At 46.9% G+C, this 18,056-nt stretch carries 16 protein-coding genes; 6 read left to right on the forward strand and 10 right to left on the reverse strand.

Annotated elements, in window-relative coordinates; all coding sequences use genetic code 11:
- Window positions 1–38 precede the first annotated feature (38 nt).
- The 3 genes from HY811_08135 to HY811_08145 are packed head-to-tail and all read right to left on the reverse strand — an operon-like array spanning window position 39 to window position 5,041.
- Window positions 39–2,078, reverse strand: a complete 2,040-nt coding sequence (locus HY811_08135) for a DUF4838 domain-containing protein (GenBank protein ID MBI4834768.1) — start codon at window positions 2,076–2,078, stop codon at window positions 39–41.
- A gap of 38 nt (window positions 2,079–2,116) precedes the next feature.
- Entirely contained in the window at window positions 2,117–2,848 is a 732-nt protein-coding gene (locus HY811_08140) for a PIG-L family deacetylase (protein ID MBI4834769.1), read from the reverse strand.
- A gap of 9 nt (window positions 2,849–2,857) precedes the next feature.
- The gene (locus tag HY811_08145; GenBank protein ID MBI4834770.1) at window positions 2,858–5,041 is read right to left on the reverse strand and encodes a hypothetical protein; all 2,184 of its coding nucleotides are present in this window, start codon (window positions 5,039–5,041) and stop codon (window positions 2,858–2,860) included.
- Between the two features lie 315 nt (window positions 5,042–5,356).
- Between HY811_08145 and HY811_08150 the strand changes: the two genes are divergently transcribed.
- From HY811_08150 to HY811_08175, 6 genes are all read left to right on the forward strand, one after another.
- Entirely contained in the window at window positions 5,357–6,184 is an 828-nt protein-coding gene (locus HY811_08150) for an AAA family ATPase (GenBank protein ID MBI4834771.1), read from the forward strand.
- A gap of 37 nt (window positions 6,185–6,221) precedes the next feature.
- Complete coding sequence (locus HY811_08155) at window positions 6,222–7,496, forward strand: hypothetical protein (protein MBI4834772.1); 1,275 nt, start codon at window positions 6,222–6,224, stop codon at window positions 7,494–7,496.
- A 132-nt stretch (window positions 7,497–7,628) separates the two neighbouring features.
- Window positions 7,629–8,555: a 1,4-dihydroxy-2-naphthoate octaprenyltransferase gene (gene menA / locus HY811_08160; GenBank protein MBI4834773.1), complete on the forward strand. Its 927-nt coding sequence runs from the start codon at window positions 7,629–7,631 to the stop codon at window positions 8,553–8,555.
- Between the two features lie 31 nt (window positions 8,556–8,586).
- Entirely contained in the window at window positions 8,587–9,207 is a 621-nt protein-coding gene (locus HY811_08165) for a hypothetical protein (protein ID MBI4834774.1), read from the forward strand.
- 63 nt (window positions 9,208–9,270) lie between these two features.
- Window positions 9,271–9,789 (forward strand): hypothetical protein, encoded by a 519-nt coding sequence (locus HY811_08170; protein MBI4834775.1) that lies wholly within the window; start codon window positions 9,271–9,273, stop codon window positions 9,787–9,789.
- 48 nt (window positions 9,790–9,837) lie between these two features.
- Complete coding sequence (locus HY811_08175) at window positions 9,838–10,578, forward strand: hypothetical protein (protein MBI4834776.1); 741 nt, start codon at window positions 9,838–9,840, stop codon at window positions 10,576–10,578.
- Window positions 10,579–11,346: 768 nt separating this feature from the next.
- Here the strand turns inward: HY811_08175 and HY811_08180 are convergent.
- The 7 genes from HY811_08180 to der form a co-directional block, all read right to left on the reverse strand.
- The gene (locus tag HY811_08180) at window positions 11,347–11,682 is read right to left on the reverse strand and encodes a PAS domain-containing protein (GenBank protein MBI4834777.1); all 336 of its coding nucleotides are present in this window, start codon (window positions 11,680–11,682) and stop codon (window positions 11,347–11,349) included.
- Between the two features lie 46 nt (window positions 11,683–11,728).
- A complete protein-coding gene (locus tag HY811_08185) occupies window positions 11,729–12,934 on the reverse strand; it encodes a hypothetical protein (protein MBI4834778.1) in 1,206 nt (401 codons plus the stop codon).
- 152 nt (window positions 12,935–13,086) lie between these two features.
- Window positions 13,087–13,779 (reverse strand): hypothetical protein, encoded by a 693-nt coding sequence (locus tag HY811_08190; GenBank protein MBI4834779.1) that lies wholly within the window; start codon window positions 13,777–13,779, stop codon window positions 13,087–13,089.
- Complete coding sequence (locus HY811_08195; protein MBI4834780.1) at window positions 13,760–14,074, reverse strand: hypothetical protein; 315 nt, start codon at window positions 14,072–14,074, stop codon at window positions 13,760–13,762. Before HY811_08195 ends, HY811_08190 begins: the two co-directional genes overlap by 20 nt.
- Window positions 14,075–14,305: 231 nt before the next feature.
- Window positions 14,306–15,379 (reverse strand): redox-regulated ATPase YchF, encoded by a 1,074-nt coding sequence (gene ychF / locus HY811_08200; protein ID MBI4834781.1) that lies wholly within the window; start codon window positions 15,377–15,379, stop codon window positions 14,306–14,308.
- Complete coding sequence (locus HY811_08205) at window positions 15,376–16,599, reverse strand: DEAD/DEAH box helicase (protein ID MBI4834782.1); 1,224 nt, start codon at window positions 16,597–16,599, stop codon at window positions 15,376–15,378. Before HY811_08205 ends, ychF begins: the two co-directional genes overlap by 4 nt.
- A complete protein-coding gene (der, locus tag HY811_08210) occupies window positions 16,580–18,043 on the reverse strand; it encodes a ribosome biogenesis GTPase Der (GenBank protein ID MBI4834783.1) in 1,464 nt (487 codons plus the stop codon). The genes HY811_08205 and der overlap by 20 nt, the downstream gene beginning before the upstream one ends.
- Window positions 18,044–18,056: the final 13 nt, after the last annotated feature.

Genomic DNA, 18,056 nt, shown 5'->3' on the forward strand with positions numbered 1-18,056 from the left:
CGGGGTCAAGATAATCAGAAAAAATCAGCTGATTGAATTTAATACAACGGTGCAACGCCGATGGTCACCTTCAATTCAATCTCTTTGCCGTACCTCAAGACTTTAACGGGAATCTCATCCCCTGCTTTGCAGCCCCTGATTACCTCTACCAGTTCCTCCACGCTCTTTACCGGCTGGTTATTAAACGATACAATAACATCATCCGCCTTTAACCCGGCTTTTTCCGCCGGATAATCCTTATAAACGAGCTCAATCTTGACGCCTACCACGCCTTTTTCGTTATACGGCTTAAGCTGGACGCCGATAAAAGGCCTCGGTATTTCCAACGCCTGCCTGAATTGTTCTATGTTTTTATCTCCCCATTCGCTAACATTAGTCACGCCTGATTCTTTCGTGATTTGGACAAAGCGTTCTATTAGTTTCGGGTCGCGCTTGCCATGTGGAGCCAGCACAAGCTGGGCGTATATCAAGGGAAGCCGTGCCAGCCTTACCCTCTTGGCAATCTCCTCATTATCCACCAACTCTTCCGCCTCGTCAAAACATTCCACCGCGGAGTTTATGACATCCTCCGTAAGATGTCCGGAAGATGGCGGGGAAAATATACCCAGATGGATATTATCCTTTTTCACCTTGTCGTGTATCAGGTCGAAATACTTGCGGATAGCAGGAGCGGACTTACCGTAATAAACATCCATGAATTCATTTATCGCCTTTTGGGCATCATATTCCGGATTCCACAATAATTTCGCCAGCACATAGGCGCGCAGTTCGGCAAACTCACCTCCCCCTCCTTCGGAATAATTGCCTTCTTCAAATATACCTTTGACATTATTGGAGGTAAACAGCCTGGTATTTGGAGCGAGTGACGCGAAATTTGGGAATGGCATAACGTAATGGGTGAAATTGGTGACGTAATCCCAGATATAAAGCCGGTTGCATATTTTAGCCCAGGCTTTAAGGTCATTGACAAACGCGGCATTTTCCGGGCAGGAATCAAGCGGGTGAGTAAAACAGCACTCGATGGAACACAGACGCACGATGACATTATGGCGCGGCTTTATATTCTTGGGAGGCGTACGGCTGTATTGATACGCCAGGGTATCTATTGCCACATCCGGGTATTCATTTTCTATCGCTTCAGCAACTTTATTGACGAAACTAACAATCGTTCCGGCCGGTGAGCCTTCGTTTTCATCTATGGCAAGGCAGTTGGCACACTGGCACCAACCGCCGGAATCGTTCTGGGAAACGGAAACGATATTCACGCCCGGATTCGCCTTCAACCATTCCTCGACCTTTTCTATGGTCAGTTTCAGTACATCCGGATTGGTCAGGCACAACTGACCGCTTTCAAAGAAGCGCTTTCCGTTCAACTCTGAATAATATTCTGGATGCTTTTCGAAATATTCTTGCGGCGGCAGTATGGCGTAAAAGCTATGGACGAATGGATAATAAGTTATCTTCCCGCCCCGCTGGTTATCTAACCCGGCGCGGGAGCTGTTCATCCGATTGCGCGCCGCCCAATCGCCGTCAAAGGCATCCGTGTAAAAAGGCTCGCGGTATTCAAGCGCCGGCACCATGGAAATATCCATCGGCGCTAATTTTAAATTCGGCTGCTTAGGTATGCGGCTGACTTTGGAGGAAAACCAGCGGCAACCGAGATAATCTTCCAGTAATGTATAAACCCCGTACATGGTTCCGCGCAATCTGCCGCCGGCAATCACTAGGTAATTGCCGAATGTCTTAATGGCAAAGCCCTCATGTCCCAGCTTGCCAAAATCTATCTGGATACCCAGCTTTTTCAGGTGTTCATTTGCCCCTAAAATAATTTCATGTTCTCCCAGTGGTTGCTCATCGGTAATGACAGGAAAATCGGCGCCGGAGATTTCCTTAAGAAACTTGGCCAGTTCCACCGCCGCATGCCTTTCCGAATCAGATGCGTTAACAGCTGTTACTATCACGTAATCCGTCTTATTATTACGGACGAACGTGATATCACCGGCTCCCCTGCCAACGGATTGTCCGTTGCAACCGGCAAAAAGCAAAAGGGAAAGAAAGACTAATTTTATTATCTTCATGATGTTTTCCTTTCGATATGGCAGGATTGATTGCTCCATTATAACACAAAACGGTAACACATAAACGCCTCAGCCGCCTCAACGGATATCTCCCTGCCGCGTAATTTGACCAGTGTTTCCAGCGTATCCAAGCTGCAATGGTGCAGGCATGGCTTAAGCTGCGATTTATGGAATGATAACGCCTTTAATTTCTTATCAAGGTGCTTTGAAATATCAACGTAGAAATTGGGATGGAATTTTTCCCTTTCAACGTTCCAGAAAAGCGTGGGATTGTCATAAGCCAAGACGATGCCCGGGAAATACTTCATCTCCGGCAGGTGCGGACGGCAGGCGGTAAAGCCGGCATGGAAAACCGCATAGTGATCCTGGTTATAGGATATCGCCGGCAGGGCGACCATGGTCGGTTTTATTCGGTCTATGGAGACCTTGCTTTCCCGCTCGATCTTGGCAATCAAATCGCGCCGCGGCATCGCGTCCAGACGCATGTGTTTTTCCGTATCGTCGAAAACTATATCATAGCCATCCACTTTCAAAAAAGCGGCGGTTTTAATGAACTCGGACCGGCGGGTATCCCTGGAAACAATATCGCGCTTGCCGTTATAATGTTTCAAATCGCCGATGGACATTATCATGATGTATACCTTGCCCCCTAAAGCCTTAATCTTGGCAATGGTGCCGGCGCAGCCGAATGCCTCGTCATCCGCATGCGGCGAAACCACCAGCAATGTCTGCCCCGCTAAAAACTTGTCGCTGATGTTATGATAATTCATATTATTCCTTTAAAATAATCTTACAATAACCTGCCAGACGGTCACACCTATCAAACCTGCTCCGGCAAGTGATATAGCTACCCAGAAAACAAGCCTTGATTTTTCCGCTTCAGTTTCCGCAGTTTTTATTTTACCCTCCTTGAAACCGGGCTGGGCTTGCTGGAGCCACTTAAATTCATCCTGCTTCTGACCGAGCTCGGCGGCAGTCAGCCCGATTGAGTTTTTCGTGCTTTCCATAAGCTGGTTATACTGGTCTATGCTCGTCTTAAACTGCGTGATTAAACCTTTACCCTGGATAACCTGCATATCCTTATCGTTGACATCGCGTTCGAGCCTCCGCAAGGCACCGGAAAGCATATCCCATTTGTTCTTGGCTTCTTTGTATACAATCTTCAATTTAGCCTCTTCAGCCTGCAAGGCGCGCAGTGTTCCGTTCTGCACCGGAATCTCGCGCAGCAATTCCGCCAGTTTTTTCTGGTATTGATTGACCGTATCCTGCGCCTGTTTTATCTCGACCCAAATCTTTTTAACCTCCTCCTGCTGCCTGGGCACAACCGACTCGCTCAGCTCTTTAATAGCTTTAGCCAGTGATTCTTTTTCCTTGGTCTTGGTATTAATCCTTTCCTCAATGGTAACACGCTCATCAATAAGTTTCTGGAAAAGCGTTTTCTGCTCCTCCAACCTCTTTTCCATGCTTTTCACATAGCCGAATGTTTCCTGGTATTTCGCATTAACCGGTGCATGGTCCTTTTCTACGCGCAGGAGTATTTCCTGATGCTTTTTGAATTCCGCCTGGACCGGAGCCAGTTCCTCATCGACTTTTTTCAACTGCGCCTGAACTTTGGGTAGTTCGATTTCCTCCAAACGCTTGATTTCAACGGGGTATTTACTTTTCTGTTCGGATTTCTCTTTCGCCTGGACTTCCAGGCGGCCGGTTTCCTCGATGATTTTGCGCTGCTCGTCTTTCTTTACCGTCAACTGCGCCTCCATCGTTTCCTGTTTCTTCTTTAACTCGTTATAACGCTTCTCCAATGGCACAATCTGCTTCGTTGTTTCCTGGATATTCTTCTGGAACTCGAATACTTTCAGGTTTGCATTGGTTATATCATCGCTGATTCGTTTGAGCTGCTCCTGCATTTTAGCCAGCTCGTTATGCTCCAGGTTTTCGGCCTTCCGGATAAACTCATTCTTTTGAGCAGTCTTATCCCTAAGCTCACTCTTTAAATATTCGAGCTCGGCATTCAATTTCCCGAGTTTCTTATCGGATTCATCTATCTTCTGCTCGAAAAAAGGTATCTTCTTGGAAGCTTCGCTAAGCTTATTTTTCGCAGATACGATTTCATCGTTTAAGTTATCCAGCGTTTTCCGGCGTTCGTCCAGTTCGTCCTGGGCGCGGAAAACCATTGCCTCCGTTTCCTTCAGCTTCTCAGACCGCGATACAACTTCTGTTTCATGGAAAATCTTGACTTTCTCCTGGATATCATTCTTTTCGTTTCCTACAACCTGTATTTTCCTGTCGAGCTCCCGAAGGGCCTCCTGTTGTTTTTTATACTCCTCTTTCTGGAAATTCAACTTCGTTTCCAGTTCCTTTGCATTTGCCAGCAATGACTCTTGCTTCTTAAACAACTGCTTCACTTCGTTGGTTTCGGAATCGTGCAACAACTGCTTCCGGGAACTTTCCAGTTCAGCATGTTTTAAGCGGTCGCCAAGCTCATTAATCTTTTGCTGCAGGGATATTTCTGTTTCCTGGGAAGCCTTCACCTTCGCCTCCACAGCCTGCTTTTCTTTGCCCACTGCATCTATTTTCCGGTCAAGCGTATTTATCTCTTCTTCCAGCTTTTTAGACTGCTCTTTCTGGGAATTCAGCTCCGTTTCCAATTCGGCTATCTTCTCCACCGACGAATCCTGCACCTGGATAAGCCTCTTCAATTCATCGCTCTGGGCAGCAAGAGAAAATTCCTTACCGGAGAGCGCCCCTTCCCTGTTTTTAAACTGCTCGGCCAGATCGCTCAAGCTGCGCTGCAAAGATGCTTCGGATTCGGAAGAAAGCTTATTGAGATTTGACAGGTGTTCTTTTTTACTGGTATGCAACTGGTCTTTTAAATTCTGGTTTTCCTCACGGAGTTTTTGAAGCTCCTTTTCCAACTTTTCAGAGCCGGTCGAACTCGATGAACGTGACTTTCGCGGAGCCATTAGCCTCACCTTCTTTAAACTCGCATCAATAAGTGACACTATAAAACTATCATCAGGTTCGGTCAATATAATTTCGCCATTCTATATTAAACCGATTGGCTATCACCTACTGTTAATACTATAATCCGTGTGTCTCCTTTAGGGGGCTATCCCCCGGAAAGTATTGACGTTCCGGAGAATGCCGGGATACATTCCATAACAATTTGTGCGTCCCGCCTTCGGCGGGACCACCGATAAATACCGGGATATTATATATTCTCTCTCTATATATAAACAGTTCAGGAAACGTCCCTGTTTTTGACGATAATAGGATATATGTACCTGGGATATTGGGGATTTAAAGAAAAGCCGTTTGAAAATACGCCTGACCCGCGCTTTTTCTATGCCACTCCCAAGCACGAGGAAGCGCTGATGAGGATGTTTTATTCCGTTACGGAACGCAAACCCGCCGCCATGCTCTCCGGTGAATACGGCAGCGGCAAGACCCTGCTTACCCGCGTCATAACCTCCAAACTCCTGAACGACAACAGCAATTATAACGTCGCCATAATAATAAATCCCGATATAACCTCGGATGAACTGCTGGAGGAAATAATCTACCAGCTGGGCAAAACCCCGATGGTCAATAACAAGAAGAACGAACTTCTGCGGGAGCTGAATTCCCTGCTTTATGCCACCAGCCGCAGGGGAAAACACACGGTCGTCATCATAGACGAAGCACAGGCAATCAAGGATGAAAAAACCCTCGAAGAATTGAGGCTACTCCTTAATTTCCAGCTGAATGACCGGTTTCTGCTGACCCTGCTTTTATTCGGCCAGCCGGAATTGCGCGACAAGGTCTCCCATCTTAAGCAGTTTGAACAAAGAATCGCCTTGCGTTACCACCTGAGCAATCTCTCGTCAGAGGAAACGAACGGGTATATAACATACCGCTGCCGTGTTGCCGGCGCCCAGCATGATATATTCACTCCTGAAGCATGCCATCTAGTTAACTTCCGCACCGGCGGAATCCCCAGAATGATCAACACCGTCTGCGATACGGCCCTCTTGGTCGGAATGAATAAAGGCGCAAACGAAATAGACTCCGGTATCGTGGAAGGCGTCTTGAAAGATTTGCAGTTATTGACAGAAGCTTCGGCTTAATGTATAATGCCACAAAAACCGGCTTAAGGTTAAAAATATGGTGCGTTTCTCAGATATTTTCAAGAAGAAAAATGAGGCTCCTGATACGAAGCCTCTCCCTGCCCAAACTCAACCTTTACCTCAATCGCCGCCTACACCTGAACCTAAACCTGAGCAACCTAAATCTTCTTCTCAACCTCAACCTCCTCCTTCAACTCCTTCAATTCCACAGCGCATCAGGGTAATAAGGGTGGATAAGAATGCGCTGGAAAATACCGACACCAAGCGTCGGGAGGCTGGTGCACCGGCTAAACTCCGTGAGAATATTAAAAGTAAGGAAGAGATTATTCCGGCGACAAAAGACGGGGAGAAAAACACCCCGGTAAGTTTTGCCAAGGCAATGTTCCAGCCGCCGCAAACACCTACAACCCCGAAAACAAATTATCCGCCGGCAGACGGCATCAGCCTGGCAGAAATCGTCAGGCAGCGCGATGCGGCAAAACCGGAACTCGCCGGACAGTTGTATAATGAAGCATGCGATAATATCAATAAAATAATAACGCAAGTAAAAAAGACGGATGATTTCGTTAAAAGCTATTATGACGAATTGGCGAAAACGACAAACGAAATAATCAAGCTAATCTTTTCCGAGAACCAAAATCTGCTGGACATGGCTTACCGGTATTCACCCGAGGAATACATGAAATACCACCTAACCAATGCCGGAATCATTTCGCTCTATCTGGGGCGAGAAATGGGCTATGAAAAAGTGGAGCTTACGGAACTGGGCATGCTCTCATTTCTCCACGAACTGGAAATAACCGAAGCTTCGGCCGAATCTGGAGAAAACCCTGATGTCAAACTGCCCATTAAAGTAAGATTGTTCTTATTGCAAAAGATGTATGCGCGTTATGCCCTGCCGGCCTCAGTGAAAACAGGCTATGAACTCGAGGACTACATTAAAATCATCCAACTGGCGGATATTTACGAAACGCTCTGCCGCCCGTCGCCTTATCGCAAAGGCAAACTTCCCCAGATCGTCATAAAAGAACTCATTGAAGCGGGCGAGGTTGATAAAGCCTTGCTGAAAACGCTGATAAAACTTGTCGGCATATACCCGGCAGGAACCTGGGTCCGCCTAAGCACCAACGAAATCGGGCAGGTAACCTGCGTCAACCGGAAATACCCTTTAAGGCCCGTCGTCAGCATCATCATAGATGAAAGTAAAAGGCAAATAGCACAGCCAAAAACTCTTGACTTATCCTCAAACCAGAATGTATATATACAAAGCGCGCTGACAGAGGATGAGTTGAGAGACCATCCTGAGAAATAAACTTCTCTTGTCACTCTGACCCCGAAGGCATTCGTGGAAAGAGTCTATTAACAAGATTCTTCGCTCCCGCAAAGCGAGACTCAGAATGACAGCGTCTTACGCATTTACAAAATATCTCTTAGGAGAGGCTAAATGAAAAAAATCAAACTGTGGCTTAAGGCAGTCCGCGCTCCATTCTTCACCGCGACCATCGTCCCGGTAATACTCGGAAGCATCATCGCCTGGTACGCCGCGCACACCTTCAACTGGTTCTATTTCTGGCTGACCATGCTGGGAATAGTTCTATGCCATAGCGGCACGAATCTGGCAAACGATTACTTCGACCATACCAGCCGAAATGATTGGGTGAACAAGACCCCCACCCCGTTTTCCGGCGGCAGCCGGATGATACAGGATAATCTCATCCCGGCAAAACAGATTCTAGCCGCCTCTCTCCTTTCATTTGCATTAGCGGCTGCCATCGGGTTGTATCTTAATTATGTTACAGGCGGAAAAATAATTCTCGCCATAGGCGTCATCGGGATAGCGCTGGGGTTTTTCTATACGGCATCGCCCTTAAGGCTGGGCTACCGCGGATTCGGCTTCGGTGAGTTCGCCACAGGCATGGGATTCGGTCCGCTTGTTGTGGTCGGCGCTTATTTTGTCCAGACCCAAAAGCTGGATTGGCTCCCTTTATGGGCGTCTATCCCGGTCGGGATACTGATTGCTTTAGTCCTTTACATCAATGAATTCCCGGATTATGATGCCGATAAAGAGGTGAATAAAAGAACGCTTCCGGTCGTGTTGGGCAAGCGAAAAGCGGCCGTGCTTTATTACATATTAATAGCGCTCACATATTTATGGATAATCGGCGGCGTGGTGTTGAAAACATTCCCGATACTCTCGCTTTTGACCCTGCTCACTTTGCCGGTCGCGATTAAGGCGATAAGGACGCTTTCCAGGAATTATGAAAAAGTGTATGAGCTCATGCCGGCAAATGCGGCGACGATTGTCCTTCATTTAACTTTTGGAATTATCTTGAGTCTTGGTTTTTTTTTGCATAAACTACTCATTAACTAATAACTTGTAACCTGTGACTTGTAACTTTGAAATGGTAGAACAAATACTCGTTGTCCCGCGTGAAAAGCTCTTTGGCGGAAAAGACATCCCCTACGGATTCGGTAACACGGATTTGGAAGGGCTGATTAAGCGAATCTACGCCAACGCCTATTTCATCGACCGGCCAAAGGCGGAAAACGACCCTTCCCTAAAACAAATTATTCCCTATATCATGTTCACCTATCAGGATAAAATCTATACCCTACACCGCCAAGCTACGCAGACGGAAAAGAGATTGCATAATAAATATTCGATTGGAGTTGGGGGACATATCAACCCAATTATCAATGAGCAAGGAGCAATGAATAAAGAGCAGATTGATGGGATGATTGAGAACGGCTTGGAGAGGGAACTGCACGAAGAGCTCTCGGTCAAGTGCCCATATAAATACAAGCTCGTCGGGTATCTGAATGACGACACCAATGACGTCGGCAAGGTCCATTTCGGGATGGTGTATCGTTTGGAGGTTGAGGATGACGCTAAGGTAGAGGTGGCGGAAAAGGATATGATGGTCGGCGAGTTCTTGAAGCCGCTGGAAATAGAGAAATTATATCCCACCCTTGAGACCTGGTCGCAAATCGTATTCACCGCGCACAAGAACAGGTTAATCTAATAGTAAGCGGATTTAGCGGATTACGCGGAAAAAATAAAGCTTTTGTAAGGAATCCAGGAAAACATGAAAAAATTGTTATCATTAATGTTTATATTAATTGTTGTATTAATAATTCTTATAACCATCTCATTCATTTTCCCTCTTAAATCACAGAAAAGCGAGGGCGCAATATGGTGTCAAGATAACTTGCGCAAACATCTCTATGAGGGGATGTTAAAGTATGTCCAAACAATAAATTATGGGAATTACCCAAGCCTGCGTGGTGAACAATTTTGGGAGGCATTAAGAGAATTTCCATCAAGAGACAAATCAATATATCAGAATCGCGAGCGCGAAGCTGGATATTTTGTTTGTCCTGAAAGAGGTGGCTGTGGAGAATACGGATACTGCCAATATCGCGGTCCAAACTACCATATAACGAATGAAACTCCTAAAACGCTTCCAATTGCCGCTGATAAATATCCACATAAAGACGGTGGCGTTTCTGTGCTTTACTTGGATGGAACGGTCAAATTTGTTTATCCTAAGGATGAAGCTTGGGAACAGGCAAATAAATACCTAACAGGTAATGAGTCAGACTAATAACATGAATAATTCTGACTATATAAAAAGAATAAATCCGTGTAATCTGTGGCTGGTATAAATATGACCGTATCTGATTACATCGCCAAAAAGCGGGAGGAAAAGAAGTCAGAAGGCATTTACTTAGGCCTATTGGGAATACTATTCTTGCCCATTACCTTCATCTTTGCCAACTTAATCTATTTCTATATTGCATTGCACTTCCTGCCTATCAGCGCCTTTAAAGACCTCGGCTGGATTATCGCAAACATCGTTGCAACCGTAATCATAGTTATCGATGTTATCTGGCACCCTGAAGAAGACTGGGTACGGGTTAAATTTTATTTATCAGGCGTCTTTAAACACGTCTCCGACCCCGTTGCCACACGGTTTATATGGCAGGACGGCAATTGGGGAGAATTGTATTTGGGATTTGAAAAAGGCGTGTTCGGAGGGATGCCTTACATGACCGCAGTAAGCGACCCGGTAAATATTTATTCTCAGATTAGACGCATTGCCAATGGCTTCGGCAATTTTATATTAGGCGGTCCGCGCTTATTAAAGCGAAGCGTCGCGGCCTTGTGGTTGCGTTCCAAGCTGGATGACAACATGGTGTTAAGGCTCCAAAACTTTATAACCAGGCTGAAAGGACTGGGTGAGGAATACACCCTGCGCAAAGGGGAGAAATTAGCCGCTGTTATTAACGATTGGCAAATACTGCCGCTGGCGATTGAATTGGGATTGGTCGGAATGACCACCAAAAAAGATACGGGCGATTACGTCATCAGCACCATGCCGGAAATAGATTAGCAACAGAACTTTACCGAAAAGTAGTGTCATGACATCCCTTTAATAGACAGAAAGGATAATTTCTTCTCTTATATAGGACAGCCACAGCCCAAAACGCATATATTGAGAACAGGAATGAATATATTGAGTTTTATGGGGGGGGTATCTACTCCCCCCATCTGTTATCTATATATCCCATGAAAATAGCCCTATCACCTGCCTGACGAATGTTCTACTATCCCTTGACGTATGTTGTACTAACTCTAGACGCGCGTTCTGCTACCCCTTGACGAACGTAGCACTGCCCCTTGACGAATCGGGTACTCATACTCGACGCATCGGGTACCCACCCTTGGCGAATCGGATACCGATACTTGACGAATCGGGTACTACCCCTTAACGAATCGGGTGCCCACACTTGACGAATCGGGTGCTCATACTTGACGCATCGGGTACTGCTCCTTGACGAATCGTGTGCCCACACTTGACGAATCGGGTACTCACACCTGACGAATCGGGTACAACCTCTTAACGAATCGGGTATATATACATAGGAAAATTTATACATCCCCTGCGGAAAAAATTGATTTGGGAAAAGTATCTATAGTTATGAGCATAGCAACGATTACCCACCCCATGGCAGGGAGTAGATAAGAGAATATATGTGAGGATGGTCACTATTTAAATTAGGATAAATCCGCTTAATCCACCCCCTACCTACGGTGGGGACTCCCTATCGTTCGGGTGTCCCCGAATCCCGCAAAGCGGGAGGAGCGGGGCTTATATCACTTAGGAACGGATGAAGTGCTTCATCTTGGATGGTATCACTAACGATAACTCGACAAAGCCCATATACTTGCCCTTTTGGAACCAAGGCGACTGGTAAATAAGTTTTTTTACGCCCTTTTTCTCTATGGTATAAGCGTTAAACTTTTTATCCTTAAGCATTTTAGCGAGTTTCTTTCTTGCCGGTTCGGGATGGCATTCTAAAACGCTCTTCCCGATGAGTTTGGCGCCCCCATAACGCGACCATGTCTGGGCGGATTTCGCGTTCATATAGAGAATCTTACCGGCCTTATCGCAGACCGTAACAGCACCGGAAAAGTCGCTGAGCCAATCGGGCATTTTCATCATTAGTTCAAATGTTCAATTGTTTAATAGTTCAATAGAGTTATTTTCCCCACTCGCTTTCGTTTATATGAGGGAAAGAACCTGAGAGTTCGCATCGTTTCTGCTTGGGAAGTACTTTTTTGCAAACCGGGCATTTTTCCTCGGAAAGCTCTTTTTCCGGGTCGCATTTCATACATTTATAATATATTATCACCCTGGAATAAACAATATCACAGACTTCCAGGTTCTTTTTGCATTTCGGGCAGGGCGAAGTGTTCTTAAAGTAAAGCTCATCCGGATGCTGGGGACAATAATAAACCTTCTTGACGCAAACCGACTCTTTTTTTACCTCGCACTGGCAGGAAAAGCATTTACCATCAACCGTTAATTCAGCCGGCACTATTTTTTTACTGTTGCATTCCGGGCATTTCCTCTTAGCATCTCTATCAAGGAAAAACAGCTTCTTGCAATCCGGGCATCTATAGCCCATTAATATCTTATTGCAGGCCGGGCAAAAGGGCAATGATTCCACCTTGTTGCAATCACAGGGCGTTTTCCCCTTGATTGTCTTAATCCGCAAATCGTCCAGCCATTTGACAGCATCTTCCCCCACTTCTTTAGCCGGCATCTGGTGAGTGCCGGGAAAGACCTTGAGCATTACCGGAATTTTCTTCTTCTTTAAGGCTTCTTCCGCCTGTTCCATTTCCTTGCGGTTAAAACAGGTTTCGCCGCAACACAGCCAGTAAGCCATATCGGGCAGGTTATAATTATCCGCGGAGAAAATGCCGCCTATGGCGATATGGCCTTTCGCCTTAAAGCCCGCGGCAACCATGGTCGCCACACGCGAACCGCCGGAAAAGCCGGAAACGCAAATCCAATCCTGATCGCAGGAGAACCTCTTTTGCGCATCCTTGAACATGGCATTGATGGCGTCTGTCTGCATGGGCCCGTTTTTGGAGTCGTTGGAGGCGACGACTATCCAACCGGCTTTTTCGCAGGCAGTCCGGTAAAATTCCACAAAATACAATCCATTCCCGTCCGGCGCGAAGCAATACAGAATAGGATATTTCTCTTTGGGATTATATTTCTTAGGGAGATAACAGGCATAGGAATGGTTGGGGCTTTCCTTGCAGGCTATTTTTTTATGTATCTCACCGGGTTTTATGGTCTCTTCTTCTCCGGATGCAAAGTGTATACCGGATGAAAACAAGATGCCGGCAAGAACCATTAGCGGGATTACCGAATAGAACCAATATATTCTTTTCATACTACTTTAGCCACCAAGACACGGAGCACCAGCGACGTCCCCGAAGCCGTAGGCGTAGGTGGGACTGAAGACGCCAAGTTACTAATTTATTCTCTGTGAACTCTGTGCCTTCGTGGTTAATTACACATTAAATCTGTTTTACACTACAATAATCACTTTTCCTTGTTTTGTAGTGTATTTATCAGTTCTTTCTCCTTGGCTTTCTCCAATCCCATGATAATCTTTTTCTGCCATTTTTGGGGGATGGAGTTGAATACCGATCTGATAACCTTTATTTCACCTTTCTTGATAAGCGCCCGTAAAACCTCAAGGGCGATATTCCTGTCCTTTTGGGCTTTATCCTCTTTGGTCCGCCTTTGGAAGATAATTAACTTATGCAGGGCAAAGTTAGCCGGATGCGGCAGGGTCAAATAGAAGTTTTCCACTTTCACCCTGATGGTATTATCCGTCAGGAAGCTAAGGAACCTCAAAGCCGTGGCGTTTATCCCCAGTTTTGGAATCGGATAGGGCTTATCCATGCCTTTCCCCTTTTCCGGCACCAAGAATTCTATCAATAATTCAGGATGGGTTAATTTGATATAGCCCTTACTGCCTTTGAAGTCAGTCACAAACCCCAAACCGCTCAATAATTCAGGGATATCAATCTTACCCTCCGACCTAATCGGGAGTGAAACCAGAAAATCAATATCCCGCGTTTTAATAAAGGGGAGATAGTCAACAGTATTAAAATAGTCACGGTAAAAATAGGCGCACCAGCTCCCGATAAGGATTAAATAAGGCAATGCCGCCCCTTTATCCAATGTCTTTAACACTTCGATACAGATTTTATACTGATTCTTTTCCACGAAGTGCTCTCTTTAAGAATTTAATCTGCTTTTTCACCTGAGACAAGGATTTTTTATACCGGTTAAGCTTCTTTTTCTGCTCCGGGTAGGACTTTTTTATTTTATCAGGATCCGCACCCTGATAGATAAACCTGACCTTTTTGCCTTCCCTTCTGGCTAAATAATAATAATATTTTTTTCCTATCTTTTTCCTTACAAGGCATCCTTTAACCTTATCGATTTCCTCTTTATAGCGTTTAACCATCCTGACAGAATTACCGAGCTCTTCCTTTAAGACGCCTTTGATTACGCCCATATACATCTCCTATTACCAAACATAAGTTGAGTATTATTGTATATTGTTTGGTAAAGAATAGCAACATATTTATTACCTAACAAAACCGTTCTATTTCAAACAATTGTTTGGTAATTGATTTCAAGGAGCGGTTACCTAACAAGCATCAAAGAGATATAATTTGTTTGGCAACAACCCTGTTCCGTTTATATCCAGTGTTTTAGCCTCGTCCAAGTCTCGTTAAAGTCCCTGTTAAACATTGAATCGAATATTCAGGATATCGCCGTCTTCAACGAGATAGTCCTTGCCCTTCAAATACGCCTTGCCGGCGGCGCTGACTTTTTCCTCGCTCCCCAACGCGTTCAAATCCGCGTACTTCATCACCTCGGCGCGGATAAATCCCTTTTCCAAATCCGTATGGATTGCCCCGGCCGCTGCCGGAGCCAGTGTATTCGCTTTTATCGTCCACTGCCTTACTTCGTCTTTGCCGACCGTAAAGAAGGAAATTAGATTTAACGCCTTGAGGCACACTCTTTTCAAACGGTCGACTGCCGGCTCGTTAATGCCCAGAGAACCCAAAAACTCCTTGCGCTCGGCTTCGGTCTCCAGCTTTGCTATCTCCGATTCCACCTTGGCAGAGACCTTGATAAAATGTATTTTTAGATTGCTGAACTCTTTTTCTAGCGTCTCTTCCTCACCTTTGGCTCCCAACGCCTCTTCCGAGACATTGAGGACGATAATCAGTTCCTTCAGTGTAATCAACTGGTAATTAATGATAATTTTGCGCTCTTCCGGAGTGAATGAATAAAGCCTTAAGGGCTTGCCCTCTTCCAGCCACGCCTTTATCTTAAGCAAGAACTCCTTTTCCTTTATGAGCTGTTCTTCCTTAGTGCGCTTGGTTTCCTTATCAATCCTCTCAATGCGCTTTTCCGCGAACATCAGGTCGCAGAGAATCAGTTCCGAATTCACCTCGGCAATATCGCGCTTGGGGTCAACCGAGCCTTCGACGTGGTAAACCGAATCGTCCTTAAAAGCCCTGACCACGTGGCATAAGGCGTCCACCGTGCTTAAGACGCGGATGGATTCGCTCTTACTGGCAAATCCTTTTTCCAGGTTCGGCAGGAGTTCCACATTGATTCTGGCGCGGACGAGTTTCTTGGGCTGGTAAAGGTTTGCCAGCCAGTCAAAGCGCGGGTCGCCTATTTCTGCGATGCCGGCAACGGCTTTCCCTGCCAGCAAATCGTGTTCAGAAGGATGCGCGCGGGTAATCAGCTCGAAAAGCGTCTTTTTGCCCACCTGCGGCAGACCTATCAATCCTATTTTCATATTATCGGTTCTCTCTTATAATAGTTTTTCTCGTGGAAGCGCTTTCGCGGATTAAAGCGCTCGCTTGCCGCATCAGGCGGATGGGAAATCGGCAGTGATTTCCTGATGATTCTTTCTATCTCGTGGACATCCGGAATCTGGTTAGGCAGCGCAAAGGAAATGGCGTGCCCTTTGTGACCGGCGCGCGCCGTCCGGCCGATGCGGTGGACGTAATTGCCTTTGTCATCCGGCAGGTCGAAATTCACCACGAGCTCTATTCCCATGACGTCAATTCCCCGCGCGGCGATATCCGTCGCCACGAGGACCTTGTATTTGCCTGACTTAAATCCTTCCAAGGCTTCCCGGCGCTGCGCCAGCGAGCGGTCGGAATGCATGGCCGCGGCGGTGAATCCCATATTATTTATTTCCCGCGCAATCCGGTTGCAATGGTGCTTCATGCGGGAGAACAAGAGAACCGAGCCGGGATACTTGCCGAGTATTTTACTCAGGAGCCGGAGCTTAAATTCCCGCTTGACGATATAGACTTCCTGGGTGACGCTTTCCACGGTCGTGCCCGGCGGCGCGATTTCCACGGAGATAGGCAGTTTCATATAGCGAGAGGCAACCCGCATAATCTCTTTATCCATAGTGGCGGAAAAGAGCATGGTCTGCTTTTTCTTGGGCACCTGCGCGGCGATTCTTTCCACCTGCGGGGCGAAGCCCATATCAAGCATCCGGTCTGCCTCGTCCAGCACGAACATTATAACATTCCCCAGGTTGACGTTCCGCCGTTCCATATGGTCGAAGAGCCTTCCAGGAGTGGCGACGATGACGCGCGGGTTACGGCGCAAGGCCTGCACCTGCGGAAACATCGAAGCGCCCCCGATAAGGCAGGCGGTCTTTATTCCGAATGGCTGGGCGAGCTGGCAAAAGACCTCGTCTATCTGGAGCGCCAGTTCGCGGGTCGGCGCCAGAACCAGCCCCATCCCCGGTTTCTGGGCGAGCGACTGCACCATGGGAATGGCGAAGGCATGGGTTTTTCCTGTGCCGGTCTGCGCGATGCCGACGACATCCGAGCCGCTTATCGCCAGCGGAATCACCTTCGCCTGTATCGGCGTCGGCGCGGTAAACTTTATGCGCTGCAAAACCTCAAGTATCATGGGCGCGATGCCCAGCCCGAAAAAGCCTCCCGGTGAAACTGCCGGACAGGTGTTCGCCGTATTAGGCGTCTTGTTCATCATTGTGTTTTCTTCTTCCTTGTCCCCTAAAAGCTTTAGGAGAACTGCAATCCCGATACCTTTGTTCGGAATGCCCGGAAGGCCGGGCGCCTTTCTTATCCCGTTCCCTTTGCCTTAAGACAAGCTGGACTGGAATATTTTCTAATTTTAAATCTTTCCTTAAGTGATTGGTAACGAATTTTAGATATTCGTTGTCAAACAGCCTGCGGCTATTGACAAATATGGTAATGGTTAACGGGAGGTTCCCCGTTTGCGTGGCATAATACATCCTGGGAAACTTGCCGGCCTTTGCCTTTGGGTGATACGCGTTCTTTATCTTATCCAGGTATCTATTAAGAAGCGAGGTGGAAATCTTGCGCTTGGACTGCCGGATTAATTCCTGCGCGGTCTTTATGGTCTCCTTGACGTTAAACCCACTCTTGGCGGAAATAAACGAGATGGGCGCGAACTTCAGGCTGGGTAAGTTACGTGAAAGATAATCAATATAATCATCGGGCGTGGTGCCTTCAGGGACAAGGTCCCATTTGTTGATGATGATAATGCAGGGCTTACGGCCTTCAACGAGCGTCTCGGCAATCTTTTTATCCACATCGGAAACCCTTTCCCGGGCGTCAATCAGGAAAAGGATGACATCGGCGCGCTCCATGGCAAATTCCGTGCGCATCCGGCTGAAGACCTCCACGGAATCTTTGGGTTTGGCTTTGCGGCGCAGTCCGGCCGTATCTATGGCGATAAAGACTTCGCCGTCAATCTCAAAGCGGACGTCCACGGAATCGCGCGTGGTGCCGGGAATCTCACTTACAATCATCCGCTCCATTTGGGCGAGGTTATTGACCAGAGTCGATTTGCCTACATTGCGTTTCCCGACGATGGCAACTTTTAAGGGCTCATTTTCTTTTGCTCCATCATCCGGGACAAAGCCCTTGGATTTGATTATCTCGATTATCCTTTCGCGCATGGTATCCAAGCCCCGTTTCTGCAGGGCGGAAAAGAGGATGGGTTCGCCAAGACCGAGGCCGTAAAACTCACCGGCATCGTTTTCCAAGGAGGCCGTATCTGCCTTGTTGATTGCCAGTATCAGGTGGTCATGGTAAGGGCGCACCAGCTTGGCTATTTCCTTGTCCAGCGGCGTTATCCCGTCGCGGATATCCATGAGAAAGAGAAGCACATCCGCCTGCTTGATTGCATGGAGTATCTGAAGGCGCATTTCCTTATCAAAGACACCGAATTTACGGCTTTTGCCCTCCAGCATTTTTGTATCGAGAATGCCTCCGGTATCGGTCAGCTCCAGGCGATAGCCTTCGTGGACGAAGGAACTCGTGACCGAATCCAGGGTCGTGCCGGGAATACCGTCCACAATCGACACCCTCTTTTTCACCAGTGAATTCAATAGCGTAGATTTGCCGACATTCGGCCGGCCGATGATGACAATTCTCGGGCTCTTCATATTTATTTAGTCA

Source organism: Planctomycetota bacterium, from assembly GCA_016207825.1.
Lineage (GTDB): Bacteria > Planctomycetota > MHYJ01 > JACQXL01 > JACQZI01 > JACQZI01.